Raw genomic sequence first — 20,104 nt, 5'->3', positions numbered from 1 at the left:
ACGTCTCTCTTGTAGGAATCATCAATTTTGTCCAAAAGTCGTTATTTCCCAAACCCCTTGGGAAAAAGAATATCCGTTCGTTATTTTTGAACAACGCCATTGGCAGCAGCCGGGCAAACATCTTGCTTGTAGGTCATATCGCCCATAGCAACGACAATTTTGCGTTCTCCAGCATAGGGATCGCGTCCGTGGGCAGCTAGCATATTATCTAGCATTAAAATATCGCCAGCTTGCCACTGGAAACGGCAGGCTTCTTGTTCGTACAAATCCCGAATGGCAGCCACATCTTCGTCGGCTATTGCCGTTCCATCGCCGTAAAAAACATGGCGCGGCAAATTGGGAAGATCGAACAGGGAAAGTAAAGAATCCCGCGTTTCCGATTCCAAACAGGCAATATGGTGCAACTGCACTTGATTGAAGAAACTTTTCTCGCCAGTTTCTGGATGTTGGATGACCCCCGGTCCTTGTTGCTGCGTAAACAAACAATTGTCTTCTTTCCACTTAAATTCAATGCCAGCGCGGTGACAATATTCTTCTACTTGGGAAGGGTCGTCGGTGTGGAAAAATTCTTGCCAGCTAACATCCATATCCTGACGGTAATTGCGCGCGTACATTAAGCCTTTTTGTTCGAATTTTTCCCGGATTTGCGGGTCTATTTTTTGATAAATTCGGCGGCAATCAACAATGGGCGTAGCGCCTCCTTGGGAAGCGGGTTGCAAGCAGCAGAAAAAGATTTTGCGCGGCCAGCAATGCATGTGCGAACTTTCGTTGTGAAACAGAATCGAACGATCGGCGGGATAGGGGGTAGAACCGTAAACGCGATCGCTAATATCCTGTCTGGGCAAATCGCCATAATCGCCAAATAAATGGGGGCAAATGGCACTGGCTACCTTTTCAAATTTTTCTACGGATTGAGTATGAAAGTTACGAAAGAGAATGGCACCGTGTTGGAACAGTTCTTGTTCTAAATAAGAGCGATTTTGCTGCGCCCATTCTGCTAAATCGACTTCGGCAAAATTGGGTTGCAAAACCAAGGGAAAAGCCCTTTCCTGCAAGTGGGGAAGGTAACTGGCTTGGACCAAATCTTCGCCGCGAGACGCGATCGCTTGGGGTTGGATTTTTTGGAATTTGCCTCGGGACAAACGTGGTTTTTTCTGTTTGGTTTTTGATTTTTTGGATGGAAAAGAAGAAGCAGACATTTGATTGGGTTGAATTGACCTAGCGAACTGATGCAATCGTGTGTCGGGATGGGTAACAATTTTCTCTAGCAAAGCCACAAAATTTTGGGACAATTGCTCTATTCGATTTTGGGAAAATAAATCGGTGCGATATCGCCAATTGCCCACCAAGTTCCCTTGTTTTTTCCCCACAAAAAGACTGAGGTCGAATTTAGAGGTTTGGTCGTTGACTTCCACCGAACTCATGGTTAAACCTTGCCCGGCGTTGCCCGAAGATTGTGAGGTTTGAAACTCTGGCATTGGCGTGTTTTGTAGGACAAACAGCGATCGCACTAGGGGCGTTTCCCCGGCTTGGCGTTCCGGCTGCAATTCCTCCACCAGTTTTTCAAAGGGCAATTCCTGGTGTGCGTAAGCCCCCAATGCCACTTGGCGTATTCTTTGCAGCAAGGTCCGAAAGCTGGGTTGCCCGGACATATCGGTTCGCAAAGGCACCAAGTTAACGAAAAATCCAATTAAGTCCTCAGTTTCAGCGCGCTGGCGATTGGCTACATCGGTGCCTACCAAGATATCTTCCTGCCCCGAGTAACAATAAAGCAGGGTTTTGAAAGCAGCTAGCAAGGACATAAATAAGGTGACACCTTCACTAGCAGCCACTTTTTCCAATTGAGACAAGAGGTCCGCGCTTACGGACATGGGCAGGGTCGCCCCTTGCTGTTGTTCTGAGGATACTTGTTGGGGATTGCGATCGCTGGGTAGCTGCAAGGTCGGCGGATTGCCCCCGAGATGCTGCCGCCAGTAGGCAAGCAACGATTCCAAAGCTTCCCCTTGCAGGTGTTGTCGCTGCCAAACGGCGTAATCGACATACTGAATGGGAAGTTCTGGCAAAGAAGGTGTGGTTTGCTGGGAAAATGATTCGTACAGGGCAGCCATTTCCCGTACCAAGATGCCCATGGACCAGCCATCGGCGACAATATGATGTAAGGTAAGCAAAACCACATGTTCGGTATCGCTCACTCGTAACAACTTGGCACGCACCAAGGGCGCTTGCTGCAAGTCAAAAGGTTGCTGCGCCTCTTTGGTGGTGTATTCCTCGATAAGACTTTCTGGTGCTTGCTGTTGGCGCAGGTCAATAACGGGAAGCGACAGGGAGGCTTCTGGTTCGATAATTTGTACCGGTTCTCCCCGTTCGTTGGTGTCAAATCGGGTACGCAGAACTTCGTGCCTTCGCAGGATTTCCTGGAGGGCTTTTTCTAAGGCAACGGCATCGAGATTCCCATGCAAGCGAGCCGCAACCGGAATATTATAAGCGTGGTTGTCCGGTTCCAGTTGGTGGAGAAACCACAATCGCTGTTGCGGAAAAGAAAGGGGAAAGGTTCGGTTTTCATCGATCTGTTTTTGGAGCAATCTTTTGAGCAGCGATCGCTTTTCGCTACTGGAAAGATTGGCAATGGCTTCTGGCAGTTGTGTCATAGAGGTATTGGCAGGCGTTTCGACCTCGCTCGACGCAGAGCGTTGCGATGGGCTGTCCTTTTCGATTTGCTGTTTGAGGTAAGCAATTAAATCGTCAATGGTGGGATATTCCAGGGTTAGAGTAGCGGGTAGTGTTACTTGAAAGCTGGTTTGCAGGCTGTTGCGCAACTCTACCGAACTGACCGAGTCAAGCCCCAGTTCCAAAAGCCCTTGCTGTCCGTTTTGCAATTCTGACAGTGGCACGCCCAAAACTTCGCTTATGTGACGGCGTATGTACAAATCGGCTTGCGTATCTTCCGAGTTGGCATCGCCGAACCCTTGGGAACGATACCAACGCGCTACTTCCGATAAGCTTTGCGCGAGAAATCCTTCCCGGGCAGCACGGCGCTGGATTTTGCCGCTGGAGGTTTTGGGCAGGCTGGCTGTTTTGAGTAACGCGATCGCATAGACTTGCAGCTCGTGTTCCGCAGCCACCGCACGACAAATCGCCCGTACAATCTCCGTTACGGGTAAGTTCCGCAGAAACCGCCTTTCCACTTCCTGTACGATAACCAGTTGGGATTCGCCTTCTATATCCACACAAACAGCTGCCCCACAACCATCTCGCAGCGCCGGATGGCTTGGTTCCACGGTCAGCTCAATATCTTGGGGATAGTAATTGAGACCGCGAATGACGATGGTATCTTTCAAGCGACCGACTACGAAGAGTTCGCCGTCTTGTATAAATCCCAAGTCTCCAGTGCGCAGAAAAGGTCCTTCTCCCGTATCCGCTAGAAAGGCACGGAACGTTTCTTCGGTTTCGGTGGGTCGCTGCCAATATCCTTGCGCCACGCTGCTGCCAGCTACCCAAATTTCGCCAACGCCATCGGCAGCACATTGCGTGTGAGAAACAGGATCGACAATCGCTACTTGGCCATCCAAGCGGGGTTTTCCAGAGCTGACCACCTCTTTGGCACTTTCGGAACTTTCGGGAGGTCGAACGCAGTTGGCTTGCAGGGAACGCTGGTCTACCTGCCGAACAACGGGTAAACTTTCTTTCTCTGCTCCAGATACCAGCAGCGTTGTTTCCGCCATGCCGTAGCAACAGTAAAAAGCGGACTTGCGAAAATGGCATTTGGCAAAGGTCTCGGCAAACTTTTGTAAGGTTTGGGCGCGGATGGGTTCGGCTCCGTTGAAAGCTAGTTCCCAACAGCTCAGATCTAACGCTCTCGTTTGCTGGGGAGAAATTTGGCGCACGCACAAGTCGTAGGCAAAGTTGGGTGCCCCACTGGCAGTAGCGCGGTAGCGATGGATGGCTTGCAACCAGCGTACCGGCTTTTGCAGAAAAGCGACTGGCGAAAACAAAATGCACTGTCCGCCTATGTATAGGCTTTGTAAGGCACTTCCCACCAACCCCATATCGTGGAACAGAGGCAACCAACTCACAACACGAGTACTTTCGGAGCTTTGGAAGGCTTGTTGGATAATACGTTCGTTATCCAGTAGGTTTTCGTGGGTGACCATGACACCTTTCGGGGTTCCTGTAGAACCCGAAGTATATTGCAGAAACGCCGGCGTATCTTTACGGATGGGGGGTTCGGCTTCGCTCAATGTCAGTGGTGCCTGCCATTGACTGGCTTGGGTTGTGGCGATGGTATCGGTAGCCAGCCAATGCAAGGAGGGAAATTCTGGTTCTTGTGCGCATCTGGCTTGCAAGTCTGCTTGTTGGGTCGCTACAGTCAGGGCAAGACTGGCATTGGAATTGTTGGCGATCGCTTTTAATCGCGATAGATGTTGGTTGCGTCGCGGCGGATAAGCGCCAACAGCAATAATACCGGCATACAAACATCCCAAAAAGGCAGCAATGTATTCAATCCCTTGCGGGTGCAACAGCAAAGCCCTCGCTCCCATGGGAGCAACCTTTTGTAAATGGGCTGCGATCGCTTGGGCGCGTTGGTTTAGCTCTGCGTAAGTCCACCGTTCGGTTTCGGTTTCTCCATCCTCAAGAAAGATATACGCCAGGCGGTGGGGATGCTTTTGTGCCCTATATTGCATTAGATCGACCCAAGTAGTAAGACTCCGAGCTGGCATTGCCCTGAGATTCCCCGTGGGGCGCGGTGTCGATAGCGAAAAATGGCATGGATTGTTGCTGTACTTACCGTTCATGGGTTCGATGGTTTCCTAGGGGGCTGATGCTTGAGATCGAGACAAAAAACTGAAAAAGGCGATCGCACTTGTGTTTTGACGTTCCTGTTTCGCACGACCAAGCCAACAGGCCCAAATTGGATCCAAATCCTCATTTAGGATCCAACTTAGGTAGCTTTGATGGTAACTGCAGGTATTGTATATCTATCGAAATATATTTGCAAGAGTATTGGTAAAAATTTTCAATTGACAGACAGAAAAATCGTTAGCGATCGCAGCCAAACTGAAGTCGAGCGTGCGTTCGGGCAGCAAACGAACCGCCTTAATCCTTGTCATATAGGACTTTTCGTCAAAACCTCGTAAAAAACTTTACAAAATGGGTTGACTTCCGTTTTTTGATAATGGTACTAATTAGCAACAATTGTAAAGCCATCATCCGTCCAGCTAATTGAAAATCGTTGCATTTTTGCTGGTCGTTATTGAAACCAATTTTCCATAGAATTTTCGGACCAACCCCTGTTTTTCTTCATCCAAATATTGTTGGTCCTCAGTCGCATACTGTCGATAAGGAGAGTTTACTAAGAAGTGAACAAATACAACGGTTCCATCGCTTGGTTTTGCGCCGGCATGACAATTTTTCTCGCAGCGCCGAATGCGGTTGCGGAAACCATATCCGTCACTGGCGTGCGTTTAAACGAAACCGAACAGGGCGTGGAAATTGTTCTAGAAACTTCCCCCCTAGGTGAAGTACGCGCCTTTCAAACCAAATTTGGCAATACCATCGCCATCGACATTCTCAACACCCGCCTGCAAAGCGACTCCTCAGAAGGCTTTCGCCGCCAAAACCCCACAGCCAACATTGCGGCGATTGAAGTCATCCAACAAAATCAAAACAGCATTCGCATTCTGGTGAAGGGCACCCAGCAAGTTCCCAACGTGCAACTGACAGAACAACAAGAACGTCTCACCCTCGCCGTTGATAGCGGTACGCCGGTTGCTCAAGAAGGCAGGGAAAGCGAACCCCAACCGGAAACACCTACCCAACCAGAAGAACTCCCCACCCAACCGGAAACCCAACCAGAACCCGGAGAACCGATCCGGCTGATCGTCACACCCACGCGAACGGAAGAAAGAGAGGAAGACGTAGCTCGTTCCACCACAGTCATTACCCGAGAAGAAATTGAAGAGCAATCCGGACTTTCCACAAACTTACCGGACTTGCTGGGGAGAACAGTACCTGGTTTGGGACCACCCACCCAAAGTGCTTCTACACGTACCCAATCCCTACGGGGTCGCCAGCCTTTTATTTCCGTCGATGGTGTTCCCCTCAACAGCAACCGCCGCGACTTCCAAGGATTGCGAAGCATCGATCCGTCGGCTATCGAACGCATTGAAGTGGTTCGCGGACCAACAGCCGTTTTTGGTTCCGATGCCACCGGTGGTGTGATTAACATTATCACCCGCGAAGCTGCTCGAGAACGCATAACAGGTAGCACCAGCATTTCCCTAGGACCTCGCCTATCTCTATCCGACCTATCCGAAAGTTTTGGTGGCGGGATTAGCCAAAGCCTTTCTGGCGATCTAGGTTCTGTAGACTATGCATTCACAGCCTCTTTTGAAGGGACGGGGAATGCCTTTGATGCCGGCAACGACTTAATTCCCATTGGTCGTTCCCAAGGATTGGACAATCTAGAAACCCTCAACCTATTCGGCAAAGTAGGTGTGGATATTACCGAAGACCAGCGGCTGCAAATTTCAGCCAATTACTTCGACGACAAGCAAGACGTACCCACCCTACCCGACCCCAGCGTCAACGAAACCCCAGAACGGGAAACCGCTAGGGCTTTGGATACGGGAGATTTGGACATTGACGAACTTCCCGGTCGTGAAGAGACGGTCATCAATCTCAAGTACAGCCACGACGATTTGCTGGGCAGTCAATTTAGCTTGCAAGGTTTCTTCCAAGAATCGCTCACCCGTACTATCCCCGAAGACAAGCGCGATACGATTTTTCAGTCAGTTTCCCGTACGGAAATTGATTCCGAGAAGCTAGGCATCCGTTTGGAAGTGGAAACTCCTATATTTGAAGACGCCAACTTATTTTGGGGGGCAGATTACGTAGAAGAATCTGTAGACAATCCCATCGAAATTTTCAATGCCGCTACCTTTGACGAGAGCGGTGGTACCGAATTTGATAAGGTAGACGAAGAATTTTTTGCGCCATCTTACGATTTGAATACCTTGGGCTTGTTTGGACAGTTGCAGTGGGATGCCACGCAAAAGCTCTCGTTAAGCGGTGGCGTACGTTTCGAGCGATTTGAGGTATTTGCCGACAGCTACAACGTTCTCGGCGATATTGCTTTAACCAGAGCGGGCAATGCTGTGGAAAATGTGGAAGGTGGCGACATTGCTTTCGACGATGTGGTGTTTAACGTGGGGGCTGTCTACGACCTGACCGAAGAACTAAGTTTGTTTGCGAACTTTGCTCAAGGGTTTTCGGCACCGGATTTTGGTCGTGTTTTGCGCTTCCCGCCGCGAGGTGCCGGTAGCGTGAGCGAGTTTGTGGATGTTACTGAACCTGTGGTGGTGGATAACTACGAATTGGGCTTACGAGGCAATTGGGACCAAGTACAGTTTTCGTTGGCTGGGTTCTTTACGTATTCCGATTTGGGAGAAAACGTTCGCGAAAGCGATGAAGGACCATTTTTGGAATTGGAACGTTCTCCCACTCGTACCTATGGTTTGGAAGTTAGTCTGGATTACCAGCCTTCCCAAGATTGGCAGTTAGGAACCAGCGTCACCTGGGTGGAAGGAGAGAGCAATCCCGAAAACACCGATGAAGGATTTGTGGCGTTGAGTACGCGGGAAATTCAACCGTGGAAAATCACGGCTTACGTGGATAATCAAACGTTGCCTAGCTGGCGCAATCGCTTGCAACTGTTGGTGGTTGGCGGTCGCGATAGAGCGTTTGACGATGGTGTAGACGATCGCGATATTGATGGTTACATTACGTTAGATTACATTAGCGAGGTGGATGTGGGACCGGGAACCCTCCAACTTGGCATTCAGAATCTATTGGACAATCAATATTTCCCGGTGGATTCGCAGTTGCAGTCGGAAAACAGTCGCAATTCGGCGGCGTTGGGTCGCACGTTGAGTTTGGAATACAGCGTCCAATGGTGAGATATGAAGCAAGAAACGAAGAAAGGACATGGCTGATGCATAATAGGTCATCCGAGGTATATAGACCACGAAACTGTAGGGGCAGTGCCCCTGTGCCTGCCCCTACCATAGGCAGTGCCCCTGTGCCTGCCCCTACCATAGCAACGGTAAACCGGGCAACCACGGGGGGTTGCCCCTACAAGAAAATTGCGGTTTGGATTTGGTATAAATTCCCAAGTTGGCTAGTTAGTGGGTTGCTAATCGCTATTTCTCTTTACCTCAGCGGTTGCGGTTCGACTTCACTCACCACAAATGGTGGCAGTTCTCAAAATGCCCAGCAATCCTCCCAAACGGAAACCACCCAACCCACGCGCACGATCCAACATGTCGCTGGTAAAACCCAAGTTCCTCAGTCACCAGAGCGAGTAGTGGCTTTGGACAATATTGCTCTCGATAGCGTTTTGGCGTTGGGAGTGACGCCGGTGGCTGCTTTGTACAATGAAAATACGGGCGAGTTTCCGGTTCATTTGCGCGATCGCTTGCAAGGTAAAGACGTAACCAAGCTTTCTCCCACCCAGCAAAGCATCGAACAGATTACCGCTGTCAAACCCGATTTGATTGTAGGGGGCAAAAATGTAGAACCGGTCTACGATTTGCTATCTCAGGTCGCACCAACGGTTTTGTTGGGCAAAAGTGGTTCTTCCAATTGGAAAGATAAACTACAACTGGTGGGCAAAACCTTAGGCAAGCCAGAAGCCGCCGACCAACTGTTGCAAGACTACCGCGATCGCTTGGCGAATTTGCGGGAACAATTGGGCGGAAAAGCAGATAAATTAGAAATTTCTGTAGTGCGGATTTTTCCCGATCGCGTGCGTCTGTATCAAAAAGACTCCTTTATCGGTCGCATTCTCGAAGATGCTGGGTTATCTCGCCCTACCGCTCAAAACAAAGACCGCCTTTGGTCGGAAGTATCCCGAGAAAACCTCGATGCTGCTGATGGGGACGTTATTTTTGTGTGGACGCTGGGCGACGAAGCCGAAAGTGCTTTGCAAAAATTGCAATCCGATCGCTTGTGGTCGCAATTGGATGCCGTGCAAGCAGGCAAAGTCTACGAAGTCCCCGGTTACTGGATTGGCAGAGGACCGATTGCTGCCAACGCTGTTATCGATGACCTGTTTCAATATTTGGTAGAATGAGCCAACGTCAGCCCAAGACAAGTCCCAACCATACCCGTTCTTTTTATATTGTCTGGAGCGGTCAGCTGGTTTCTGCCATTGGCAGCCACATGAGTCATTTTGCCATTTCCATTTGGGTGTGGGAACAAACGCAACAAGCAACGGCATTGGCGCTGGTGGCTTTATTTACCCAAATGCCGCGCGTCCTCGTATCTCCCTTAGCCGGGGGATTGGTCGATCGCTGGCATCGCAAAACCCTCATTTTATTGGGGGATACGATCGCTGCTTTGTCTGTGGTTACCCTGTTGCTACTTTATCTGATGGGCAGCTTGCAAGTTTGGCATTTCTTTTTTGCGGGAGCTGTCAACGGTACATTTTCGCAGTTGCAACAGCTAGCCTATACCGCCTCTATTTCCCAGTTGGTTCCCGAAGGGCAGTATACGCGCGCTGGCGGCATGAGTTCGGTATTGCACTACGGTTCTGTGATTTTAGCACCGGCACTGGCAGGCAGTCTTTACGAACCGGTGGGGTTGGCTGGTATTTTTGCCGCCGATTTGGGAACGTTTGCTTTTGCCGTGGCGACGGTGGTGGCTGCGACCATTCCCTCTCCCAGGGGAACCCCTCAAGAATCCAAGCATAAAGCTTCTAAAACCAATTTCTGGCATCACATTATTCTGGGTTTCCGTTACGTATTTGCCAATCCGAGTTTGTTGGCTTTGCTAGGGGCAATGGCTTTGTTCCAACTTATCCACGATATTGGTAAGGGTCTGTACTCACCCATGATTTTAGCCCGTTCTGGCGGCGATGCCCAGGTTTTGGGAACGGTGGCAGCAGCCGCTGGTATCGGTGGCATTTTGGGGTCGGTGTTGGTTGGGGTTTGGGGCGGTCCCAAACGGAAAATTCATGGCTTCCTATTGGGTATGGTTGGGGCAGGTTTGAGTAAGATTGTGTTTGGTTTGGGGCGATCGCCTATGGTTTGGGTGCCCGCACAATTTTTATCTTCTGTGCATTTTCCTACGATTCACAGTACCCGACAAAGCATTTTATTTGCTCAAGTAGACCCCAATTTCCAAGGCAGGGTTTTTTCCATTGGGTTTTTGCTTGTAGGCGCAATTCCGCCATTTGGAAAATTGCTGGCAGGATTTATTGCCGATCGCTTTTTGGAACCGGCGATGATGCCGGGAGGTTGGCTAGCTGGCGTGTTTGGCGGTATTTTTGGCGTGGGGTCCGGTGCTGGCATGGCGCTGCTTTATACCATTTCCTCCATAGGTTTGGTCTTAATTGGGTTGGCAGGATATACTTGGAAACCCTTACGGAATGTCGAGTTTTGGCAACCAAAAACGGTAGAAAAAGTAACAGGAAACGAACCATGAATCCATTGACCCAGTCTGGTGAAGCTCATTTTTGTTCGGTGGTCTCGAAAGCCAACGGCGAAGACCCCATTGGTTCGGCGGGGAATTACGACCAATGGTTTGTTTTGGAAACGCCACCACCTTGGATTGAGGAGTTTTGGCGGGAAATTCCGGCCTTGCAACCCATGCTGGCGGTTGCCAAACAGCGCATGGAACGGGATGGTTTGAAAATGCGACCGTTTGCCATTGCCAGCGATCGCGAATACTCCCAAAATATTCCTCAAGGCTGGATGCGTTTGATACACTATCGCCGTCCGGGTCTATTGTTTGCTCGCTTTGAAAAACAAGAATATATTTTACCGAAAGAACAAGTTAGCGATTTAGCGATCGCTTTATTAAACAACAACCAACAACAGCTAGCTGCCTTCCAAAAATTTCGTCAGGAGACCAACCACATTCGCGATTTGCTAGTTTGTACTCACGGCAATGTAGATGTGGCTTGTTCTCGCTTTGGCTATCCCATTTACAAACAATTGCGTTCCGAATACGCACCCGCCTCCCCAGGCAACCTCCGCGTTTGGCAATGCTCTCACTTTGGCGGCCATCGCTTTGCCCCTACCCTCATCGACCTACCAGAAGGGCGCTATTGGGGACATTTGGAACCAGGCATGTTGGATACTCTGGTCTGGCAGCAGGGGGATGTAGAGACCTTGCGATCGTTTTATCGCGGTTGGGCTGGACTAACGCAAATCGAACAAATTGCCGAACGTGAAATATGGATGCAAGAAGATTGGGCGTGGTTGAATTATCAAAAAAAGGGAAAAATCCTAGATATAGACCGAGAAAATCGCGAGTGGGCAGATATTCAACTAGATTTTACTGACTCCCAACAAAATATTTCCGGACAATATACAGCCAGAGTAGAAGTTAGCCATACAGTGGATACCATGGGAGAGTCTGGCGACGAACAAACCACCCATCTCAAACAGTATCGCGTTTGCCATCTAGTAAAAAAATAAAGCCATTTGGGGAAACCTAACTATAGGAATTTTGGAGATATTTTGCTGGATGCGCTAAACTTGCAGAGGATCGAACTTCTCATGGTGTCTGGTAGATATTTTTTCGCTATGCTACATCCTAAAGTTTTACGTTGGAGCCGTTATAGCTTCCTCTTTTTGCTTTCCCTATCGCTGACCGTTTTGCCAGCCAAAAGCGGCGTTGGCGAACAACCTAGCAGCAACGAGGCAGCCAACTCCGAAACCGCAGATTTGTCTGGTGGCAATTCTCCCATCGCTCAATATCCGCCACCGCAGCCGCAAACCTCACCCCAACCTTCTCCATCCCAACCTTCCCAGGCGGCAAATCCAGAAATATCAAAAAGACCCTCAGCCAATGCTATTATAGGATTTATCATTGTTCTGGCATACGGAGGAGCTTGGATTTTCCACAATATCGATGAAAAACGCGCCCGCCTGCGTCGCCGCAAAAACAATACTGGTACATGGAGCAAACGTAGTTACGGTGGTGGGAATAACTTAGGCGGCAGCGGTTTTTAATGGTTTTTTAACGATCTTTTCAGTAAGGTTGTTCCCCTTGAAAATTGCCGGGGGGATTGTACTGGCAAACCAAAAATTCCCGTTGGTCGTTACTCGCCAAACCGCAACCTACTTCTTGAGTATCCTGCCAAATCAACTGCGTGTAATGACCGCATTTTTGCCAGCTACCTTCGCAAGCGTTGGGAATGGCACGATTGGGGATAAAATATTGTTTTTCTTCTCCCCAAGCATCGACCATATCTTCCCAGGAAAAATAGCCTTTGGTTCCCGACCAAATATTTTCTCCATATTCGCCGTTGCTTTCGCTGTGTTCCATGGTATCAATTTCGGCGAGATGTTCTGCCCATTTTTTGGCGCTGGCTGCCAGTTCTTGCGACCATTCCAGAGGAGATACGCCAACTTCTTCTCGGTATTGATTGTGGGTTTGCAGGATTGTATTTTGGGCTTGCGTATCGATTTGCCTGGGGGCGGATAGCAATGGTAGAGTGGGTAGGGTAATGGCAACGAAACCAGCCGTTGCTAGAACGAGTTTGGAAATTGGTAGCATTAGGAATAACTTGACTCGACGGTGTTGGTTCTATTTTATATTTTATACAAAATCCGCACTGCAAAAACCCGAGAAATCCCCTCGTCTCTTCCCCGTCTTCTATGTCAAGGGTGATGGAACCTATTATTTTTTGGCATAGGTTTTGCAACAGACAACACCAGCCACTTATATCTAGAACCTCAATGTCGAGTCTTCGGGGGAATTTTTATAGAATGGCAAGATGGTAGCACTCCGATTTTCAAGTGTCAAGAATTTGGCAAACCATTCAAGTTCCCTGCACGGCATACAGAAAAATTTTCACGCTTAGTACAAAAATTGGGGATAGTGAAAAGAGAAGCCAGTTCAAGCAACTCTCCCAGTGTCCTTGATTTTCTGCACTTCCCTACGATTCGTTCATTTTACCACGAGCGATCGCGAAATTTGGCTTGCAAAAATTCGGTAAATACCCGTACTTTCGTAGATAAGTGCCGGCTGATAGGATGCAATATCCAAATCGAAATGTCCGGTACTTGATAGTTTGGTAAAATCCTTTGCAAACTCCCTTGCTGCAACGCTTTGCCAACAATAAATTCCGGCAACATAACAATTCCCAATCCGGCAATCGCCGCATCCCGCAACACTTCACCGTTGTTGGAATATAAATTTCCCTGGATGCAAATTGTATGTTCTCCGTCTTCGCCAGTGAGTTTCCATGGGTTACCTGTTGCCAAATAACCGTAATGAAAACAAGTATGGTGGCGTAAGTCTTGGGGATGGGTGGGAATTCCATATTTTTCTAAATAAGCACCAGAGGCACACAGATACCGGGGAACCGTGGTCAGGGGATTGGCAACCATATCTGGCGATTCTGGAGGCTGCGAAATGCGTATAGTTACATCGAAACCTTCTTCGATAGGATCCACAAACCGATCGTTGAGGGTTAGTTCTACGTGTAATTGTGGATGTTGTTCGATAAACTCCGCGATCGCTTGGGATAAGTGTAGCGTACCAAAGGAAACAGGTGCATTCACCCGCAAATTGCCTCGAAGTTCCGTTTGTCGTTGCGAGGTAGCAGCTTCTGCAGCCTCCAAATCGGCAAGAATAGCTGTGCAGCGTTCGTAAAAAGCCATGCCGATTTCTGTGGGAGAAACCTGCCGCGTTGTCCGATACAATAGCTGTACTCCCAGTTCCTTCTCTAGATGGTTGACCAATTTGTTTACTGCCGACCGCGAACATCCCATTTCTCTCGCTGCAGCAGCAAAACCACCAAAGTTTACGACCTGTGTAAAAGCCAAAATACCAGCGAATTTGTCCATCTTAATTTCACGTTTGTACGATTGTTGATTTTTGAGAAACAAACTGTAAAAAAAATCGAGTATTGTTATTTTTTTCTCTTCAGTTCGTCATCAAAGAAAAATCCAACTTGCTAATCTTATCTTTTAGAGGGTATTATGTTAACTATCCGTCGAGAATGCGATCGCAGTGCTATCAAATTGGATGGGTGGGATAGCCGCTACACGTCTTCCTTTGGAAATGACTACGACCCCAAGCACATGGGGTTGGTTCGTTAGCGTGTTATCAACGAAGATAAACTTTTACCAGGTAAAGGATTTGCCACCCACGGACATCGAAACATGGAGATTATTTCTTATGTACTCGATGGAGTTTAGAATATGAAGATAGTAGGGAAAATGGATCGGTTCTCGTTCCATCGGACTAAAGCGAATGTCCGCTGGTCGTAGAATGACTGACAGTGAATTCAACCATTCTCAAAGCCAACCCGTACATTTTTTGCCAATTGGGATTTTTCCGGAAAAGCTAGGAGGAACTCCCGGCTACGAACAAAAAATTTCAACGAATCCGAAAAGCAAAATCACTGGTGTTTGATTGGTTCTCCCGACGATTGTTATGGTTCGGTGACCTATGCAAGCTGTATGCCAGTCAATTGAACGGTGACCTACAAAGGAACCCAGCAAGGGTGGTTGGGATACAGGTTGCTTGCGGTGGCGTACAATGAAATGGAGAATCCCTAGTAGGCGGTGATGGTGCGGCTGTTTTCGATATAGAAACGCAGGAAGCGTTAGCCTGGCGAGGGAAAATGGATACTTGCGAAGTGTTGTGCTTCGATTTGGCAGCATAAAAAACAACGGCTAGTTCTATTTTACTAAAATTTAGAAGGGGCAGGCAGCAATTGCAATATAACTTGAACAAAACCGGAATTTTTTTTTCCTGGAACGAAGCCAAGAACGAAGCCAATCTTTCTGCCAGACCCCTAGACGTTCTCAAATGAGAAGCCAGCCGCCAATCCAACGACCAACTATCAAGATGCTGGTTCTACTGTTCGAGTTTCCCATCAAGCAATAACAAACTGTGGCTTTGTATCAGGAAAAGCCAACAAAAAATCTGCCTTTCAGCGATCGCCAAGGCGATGTTTGAGGAACAGGTTGGTGTCTGCGAACCATTGTATTTTTACGAAAAAAAGAAATTACTCGTTTGATGGCTCTGTTTCCAAAGGAGGCGCTGTATATTCCCGCCAGCGAGCAATTTTTCCATCTACAAAAGTGAGAGAAATGGCATTGGCGGCACAATTTTCTTTGCCACTATCCCCCTTGCGATCGCGCCAAATCCACTCGACAACCGCACGGTTTTCTTCTACAATTATATTTTTGATGTCAATTTGAATATTTTCGCAGTTAGCCAAATAGTTGGCAGTAATGGCGGCAATTTGCTCTTTGCCGACAATACGTTGGTTGGAAATAATCAGTTCCGCATTGCTGGCAAATAGAGAAGCAAAGGTCGTAGCATCTTTTTGCTGGCAAGCTTGTGCGGCTTGTTGGATGCAATTGCGAATTTCAGTTGCAGTCATAAAAAAAATAGCAAAATCTCTCGGAAAATACCCATAGGTATGACAATAGTTATTATAATGTTTTTATATCACCAACTGTGTCTGTTTAATTGCCATGTCTCGCTTGCTTTTCATCAGCGATCGCTTTCCCCCCGATATCGGCGGGGTTTCCCGCAGTTCCCAACGCCTGGTTGGCGAATTGGCAGAGATGGGAATCACCGTTGATGTGTTAACCTGGACGCAATCGCTGGAAGCGGGAGAAGTGGCTAGCGATCGCTACAGTGACAACCACGACATTCAGGTCTACCGGGTGGGTCGCCATCGCCACTGGGATACCACCATGCCGCATACCCTCAACGCGATCGCTTGGTTGCAAGAGCAAAAACCTTACGATGCCGTTTGGGGACATTATTTATTTCCCGGTGGATTTTTAGCCGTGTGGTTGGGACAAAACCAGCAAATTCCCTGTACGGTCAGCGTTCGAGGCAACGATTTAGAACGGACGTTATTTCCTCCCGGTGATTTTTCCAGGTTGCAGTGGACCCTGAAAAACGCCGATGTTATTACGGCAGTTAGCGAGGATTTACGCAAAAAAATTGAAAAGATTGTTAGCGACCAAGAGATTTTCCTGTTAAAAAACGCCGTTGACGAGAAAATTTTTACCCCAGCCAGCGATCGCACAGGGATAAACTCCCTGCGAACCCAACTCAATATCGCCGAAAATGAAGTAGTTTTGGGATTTTCCGGGGAACTGCGGGAGAAAAAAGGGTCCAAATTCTTACTCAATGCCTTGCACTACCTGCGTCAATACCGACCCGCTTGCTTGTTCATTATAGGAGACATACGACCGGACGAAGAAACCAACATCCAAAAATTTGCTTCCCAATATCCAGATGCGGGAAATCGCATTATTATCACCGGTCATTTAGAAGACCCAGCTACAATTGCAAAATATTTGCAAATATGCGATGTGTACCTACAGCCGTCTTTGTGGGAAGGGATGCCAAATGCCTTGTTGGAAGCTATGGCTTGCGGTTGCTGTTGCATTGCCAGCGATGCCGGTGGCATTCCTGAAATTATCGAACACGGCAAGGATGGATTTTTGCTTCCCCGCTGGCAGCTACATCATTTGGCAACGGCTATATGGGAATTTTTGGAATTAGACGCAACCACCCGGCAGGCTATTTCTCAGGCAGCTTGCGATCGCATTCGCCAAGAATTTTCTATAGCAGCGGAAAAACAGCGTTTGCAGGAAGTTTTGCAGCGATTGGGGATTGCTTGAAATCGAAAATCAAATTTTTCCAGACTTTCTCTCCACACGCATCTTTACAAATTGTCATAGTTTGGTCAAAACTCTGGGAACGTTGACTTTCAGAAATTGGAAAAGTTCAATTTAGGGGGGATACCTTACCAAATTTGGTAGCATGGATGCCAACTTAGGTCCGATGGTAACACATCGAACCAAATACTATCAACGCTGGTAAAGATATGAAAATGCCATTTCAACGCGATCGCATCCAGCAACAATTTTTAAATATCGTTCGTGATGAAATAGAAACACGACTGCAACAGTGTTTGCACAATCAAATTGCCAACATCAATCCTGCCAATCGTTATCTTTTTGGCAGCAAACGTAATCCCTCCGAAATTCAGCTTCACTGGAACTTGAAACTGAGATTTGGCAACCAGCCAGTCGAGTTGCAGCCAGAAACAACTCTTCTCGATATCTTCAACCGCAATGACATTTGTGGCAGATTTGCCATTGTTGGCAGATTGGGTTCGGGGAAAACCACGGAACTCCTCAAACTTGCTAAAAAACTTATAGAACGAGCACAAATTAATCCTAAAACTGCTATTCCCGTTTTGCTCAGTGTATCAGTAGAGATATACAAACAAAAACCCCTACAAGATTGTATTGTTGAACAAATTAAGCAGAAATACGGTCTGCGTCGAGATATATGCAAATTGTGGTTAAATTCTGGTGCTATTATTCCGCTACTGGAGAAACTACAACTACCAATCCTAAGGAGAGAACAACAACAAGATTTTCGCAAACCAAATGTTTTTCAGGAAACTTCGCAACCCTCTGTATGGCAATCTCCTTTTGTGGTCTGCCTCACAAATCATGAATACGATTATTATCAACCATTTTTGAATTTAAATGGTTGTGTGAAAATACAACCTCTTTCCGAACAGCAGATCCAAAACTACCTACAGCAAAATGAATGCCAACCTTTGTGGAATACTATTCAAAACGATGGAAGTTTTATGCGTGAAACCCCAAATGAATTGGGATTGGCAAGAATTCCTCTATTTTTAAATGTCGCGATCGCAACTAGCTCTAAAATCAATTTTCAATACTGGCAGCAACTTTCTTCAACAACAGAACGAATTGATTATTTGTTTTCCATCTACATAGATAAGTTTGTCATGATTGATTTTACAGGAAACGAACGACCATCAAAAGCGAAAATAATTTATTGGCTGGGATGGTTAGCTGATAAGTTAGAAAAAGAAAACGAAATGGAAATTTCAATTGATAAATTGCAACCTTATTGGCTGGAAAACAATAAACAAAAATTTCTATATTTATACAGTGTTTATTTTATAGGGTTTGTTTTTATTATTTCACCTTTTGTTTTGCCTTTCTTTATATCATTTTTCCTGTTTAATAACACCGATATTCTTATTTTGTTTGTTCTTGTAAATACCATTTTATGTATATTAGTTCTCGGAGTTTTATTTGCAGTTGGATTAGCTTTAGCTTTCAAGCAAGGACTAGAATATTATAGAGAAATGTTGAAAATCACAATATCCGATCGACTATGGTTTTTACCAAGACAAAATAAAAGGTTTTGGCAATTTTTGATAGGAGGAGTTGCTCTGGTTTTCCTGGTTGGAATATTTTTGGGAATGGGGGTGGGAATTCTTTTAGGAAGTTTTGCTTTATTTTGGGGAATTGCTATTTCTACCAATACTGATTCCAAAAGTCGTAAAGTTCTGGATCCCAAAAAACTTAAAAATCCAGTTTTGCAAAGGTTTATTGATAATTTTTCAATACTGATTTCTCTTGCGTTTCCTCTTGCTATTTTGTTTTACACAGGTTTATATTTGATACAACTACAAGACTATTCAAGACAAGTACAATATTTAAGTCTTCTGTCTATAGGAATAACTAGTATCGTTATAATGGCAACGATTGGTATCGTTCACAGTGGTGGTCCTACTTTTCAGCATTTTGTTCTACGCTTGATTTTGTGGTGGAATGGATATATTCCCTGGAACTATGCTAAATTTTTGGAATATGTTAGCGATCGCCTATTGTTGCAAAGAGTTGGCGGTGGCTATCGTTTCCTTCACGAGTATTTGCGAAACTATTTCGCGAAAATGTATCGCCAAAATTATACAGACAATACCTGACGGTAAACTTCAACGAGTTTCTCTCCTGCCTGTTGCCAGGTATATGTATCTTCTACCCGCTTTCTGGCATTGCTTGCCAAACGTTCCCGCAAACCCGTTTCCCCATACAGCCGCAACATCGCCTCTTTGATATCTTTTGCCGAACCCGGTTTGACCAACAGAAATTCTTCCTCGTGGCTTCCCAACTCCCGAACCACTGCCAAATTGCTGGCAATCACTGGCGTTCCCGCTGCCATTGCTTCTAAAATTTTTAAAGGACAGCATCCTTGGGTAATATTGCGATCGCAAGCTGTTAAAGGAACCATCGTCGCATCCACTTCATGCAGCCATGCCACCAATTCCGATTGCGATACCGAAGGCAAGATACTGACCGATTCTTGGATTTTACGTTTGCGGATGCGTTTTTGCAAGTCTCGCAACTGTCGGGAACGATATTTGCCAATAATTTGCAACGAAACCGGAATTTCTGCTTTTGCTAAAGCGATCGCATCTACAGCCACTTTCACCCCTTGCCAACCTGCTAGGGTTCCAAAATACAACAGCCGCAAGGTATGGGTTGCTGGCGGTGGAGAAGTGTAGGAAAAAGTTTCCAAATCTACGCCATTGGGAATAACGCGGATTTTTTCTGGAGGAATATGGCGGCTTTGCAAGTAATTTTTGGTAACTTGGCTGGGAGTGACAATCCCATCGGCGGCTTCTAGGCAAATTTGTTCCTGGCGGTGAAGTTTGTACAAAAGTTCGCGATCGCTTGCCACTTTCGGATAGCGATATTTTAACTCAATCGATGGCAAACCGTTTACTTCAAAAATTAGATAGCGACATAGGTTTTCTTTGTGGCAAGCAATGGGAAATCCTTCATAGATAGAACGAAATTGTACGATATCGAAATATTTTCCCTGCCACCATTTCCCCAACATACTCCGAAAATATTGAACTCGCTGGATGAGATGTTCGCCAACTGCAGGGAGTTGCGTTTGGATAATATTGTTGCCAATTTCTTGGGGAGGAATGGTTTTTTCGGTTGGCGATACTGTAACCAATTGTAAAGTACCCAAGGTATTTCCCAAGGTTTCGGCAAAGGCTTGAATGTGGGTAGCAGACCCTTTGCGATCGGGAACAATATCGAAAGAAATATAGGCAAGTTGCAAAGGTGACATTCTTATAGGCGATCGCTATTTTCTCAACAACGATTTTTTATTGCTATCAATCGTGAAATTTTTTGCTGGGAATGTATTGACTTTCCCTGGCAGCCTTGCTAGTATATTCTACATAATGGGAATATTGGCTTAAATTTGA

The 20,104-nt window shown here is 46.8% G+C and carries 12 protein-coding genes; 7 read left to right on the top strand and 5 right to left on the bottom strand.

Annotated elements, in window-relative coordinates; translation table 11 throughout:
* Positions 1-80: 80 nt before the first annotated feature.
* A complete protein-coding gene (locus tag AS151_RS13955) occupies positions 81-4,682 on the bottom strand; it encodes a TauD/TfdA family dioxygenase (protein WP_071517668.1) in 4,602 nt (1,533 codons plus the stop codon).
* Positions 4,683-5,357: 675 nt separating this feature from the next.
* On the opposite strand from AS151_RS13955, the gene AS151_RS13950 reads away from it, so the two are divergent.
* From AS151_RS13950 to AS151_RS13930, 5 genes are all read left to right on the top strand, one after another.
* Positions 5,358-7,955, top strand: a complete 2,598-nt coding sequence (locus tag AS151_RS13950) for a TonB-dependent receptor (protein WP_084639598.1) — start codon at positions 5,358-5,360, stop codon at positions 7,953-7,955.
* 92 nt (positions 7,956-8,047) lie between these two features.
* A complete protein-coding gene (locus AS151_RS13945) occupies positions 8,048-9,130 on the top strand; it encodes an iron-siderophore ABC transporter substrate-binding protein (RefSeq protein ID WP_170861407.1) in 1,083 nt (360 codons plus the stop codon).
* Positions 9,127-10,482: an MFS transporter gene (locus AS151_RS13940; protein ID WP_071517667.1), complete on the top strand. Its 1,356-nt coding sequence runs from the start codon at positions 9,127-9,129 to the stop codon at positions 10,480-10,482. Before AS151_RS13945 ends, AS151_RS13940 begins: the two co-directional genes overlap by 4 nt.
* Complete coding sequence (locus AS151_RS13935) at positions 10,479-11,480, top strand: sucrase ferredoxin (protein ID WP_071517666.1); 1,002 nt, start codon at positions 10,479-10,481, stop codon at positions 11,478-11,480. The genes AS151_RS13940 and AS151_RS13935 overlap by 4 nt, the downstream gene beginning before the upstream one ends.
* 108 nt (positions 11,481-11,588) lie before the next feature.
* The gene (locus AS151_RS13930) at positions 11,589-12,017 is read left to right on the top strand and encodes a hypothetical protein (RefSeq protein ID WP_139240666.1); all 429 of its coding nucleotides are present in this window, start codon (positions 11,589-11,591) and stop codon (positions 12,015-12,017) included.
* Between the two features lie 19 nt (positions 12,018-12,036).
* Here AS151_RS13930 and AS151_RS13925 read toward each other — a convergent pair whose 3' ends face one another.
* From AS151_RS13925 to AS151_RS13915, 3 genes are all read right to left on the bottom strand, one after another.
* On the bottom strand, positions 12,037-12,564 hold the full coding sequence (locus tag AS151_RS13925) for a CAP domain-containing protein (protein ID WP_071517664.1): 528 nt from the start codon (positions 12,562-12,564) through the stop codon (positions 12,037-12,039).
* A gap of 398 nt (positions 12,565-12,962) precedes the next feature.
* The gene (locus AS151_RS13920; RefSeq protein ID WP_211517605.1) at positions 12,963-13,838 is read right to left on the bottom strand and encodes a LysR family transcriptional regulator; all 876 of its coding nucleotides are present in this window, start codon (positions 13,836-13,838) and stop codon (positions 12,963-12,965) included.
* A gap of 1,190 nt (positions 13,839-15,028) precedes the next feature.
* On the bottom strand, positions 15,029-15,409 hold the full coding sequence (locus AS151_RS13915; RefSeq protein ID WP_071517663.1) for a nuclear transport factor 2 family protein: 381 nt from the start codon (positions 15,407-15,409) through the stop codon (positions 15,029-15,031).
* A 94-nt stretch (positions 15,410-15,503) separates the two neighbouring features.
* Here AS151_RS13915 and AS151_RS13910 point away from each other — a divergent pair, with 94 nt between their 5' ends.
* Positions 15,504-16,670, top strand: a complete 1,167-nt coding sequence (locus AS151_RS13910) for a glycosyltransferase family 4 protein (protein ID WP_071517662.1) — start codon at positions 15,504-15,506, stop codon at positions 16,668-16,670.
* 206 nt (positions 16,671-16,876) lie between these two features.
* On the top strand, positions 16,877-18,808 hold the full coding sequence (locus AS151_RS13905; protein ID WP_071517661.1) for a hypothetical protein: 1,932 nt from the start codon (positions 16,877-16,879) through the stop codon (positions 18,806-18,808).
* On the opposite strand, the gene AS151_RS13900 is transcribed toward AS151_RS13905, so the two are convergent.
* Entirely contained in the window at positions 18,790-19,965 is a 1,176-nt protein-coding gene (locus AS151_RS13900) for a glycosyltransferase family 4 protein (RefSeq protein ID WP_071517660.1), read from the bottom strand. The genes AS151_RS13905 and AS151_RS13900 overlap by 19 nt on opposite strands.
* Positions 19,966-20,104 lie beyond the last annotated feature (139 nt).

The sequence above is a fragment of the Geitlerinema sp. PCC 9228 genome (assembly GCF_001870905.1).
Lineage (GTDB): Bacteria > Cyanobacteriota > Cyanobacteriia > Cyanobacteriales > PCC-9228 > PCC-9228.
Note: the sequence above shows the minus strand (reverse complement) of the source record. Positions and strands in the feature narration are given on the sequence as shown.

What these genes read in the sequence shown, in the direction of transcription:
- AS151_RS13955 (WP_071517668.1), bottom strand. Translation starts at nt 4,682, where the DNA reads ATGCAATATAGGGCACAAAAGCATCCCCACCGCCTGGCGTATATCTTT.
- AS151_RS13940 (WP_071517667.1), top strand. Translation starts at nt 9,127, where the DNA reads ATGAGCCAACGTCAGCCCAAGACAAGTCCCAACCATACCCGTTCTTTT.
- AS151_RS13935 (WP_071517666.1), top strand. Translation starts at nt 10,479, where the DNA reads ATGAATCCATTGACCCAGTCTGGTGAAGCTCATTTTTGTTCGGTGGTC.
- AS151_RS13930 (WP_139240666.1), top strand. Translation starts at nt 11,589, where the DNA reads ATGCTACATCCTAAAGTTTTACGTTGGAGCCGTTATAGCTTCCTCTTT.
- AS151_RS13925 (WP_071517664.1), bottom strand. Translation starts at nt 12,564, where the DNA reads ATGCTACCAATTTCCAAACTCGTTCTAGCAACGGCTGGTTTCGTTGCC.
- AS151_RS13915 (WP_071517663.1), bottom strand. Translation starts at nt 15,409, where the DNA reads ATGACTGCAACTGAAATTCGCAATTGCATCCAACAAGCCGCACAAGCT.
- AS151_RS13910 (WP_071517662.1), top strand. Translation starts at nt 15,504, where the DNA reads ATGTCTCGCTTGCTTTTCATCAGCGATCGCTTTCCCCCCGATATCGGC.
- AS151_RS13905 (WP_071517661.1), top strand. Translation starts at nt 16,877, where the DNA reads ATGAAAATGCCATTTCAACGCGATCGCATCCAGCAACAATTTTTAAAT.
- AS151_RS13900 (WP_071517660.1), bottom strand. Translation starts at nt 19,965, where the DNA reads ATGTCACCTTTGCAACTTGCCTATATTTCTTTCGATATTGTTCCCGAT.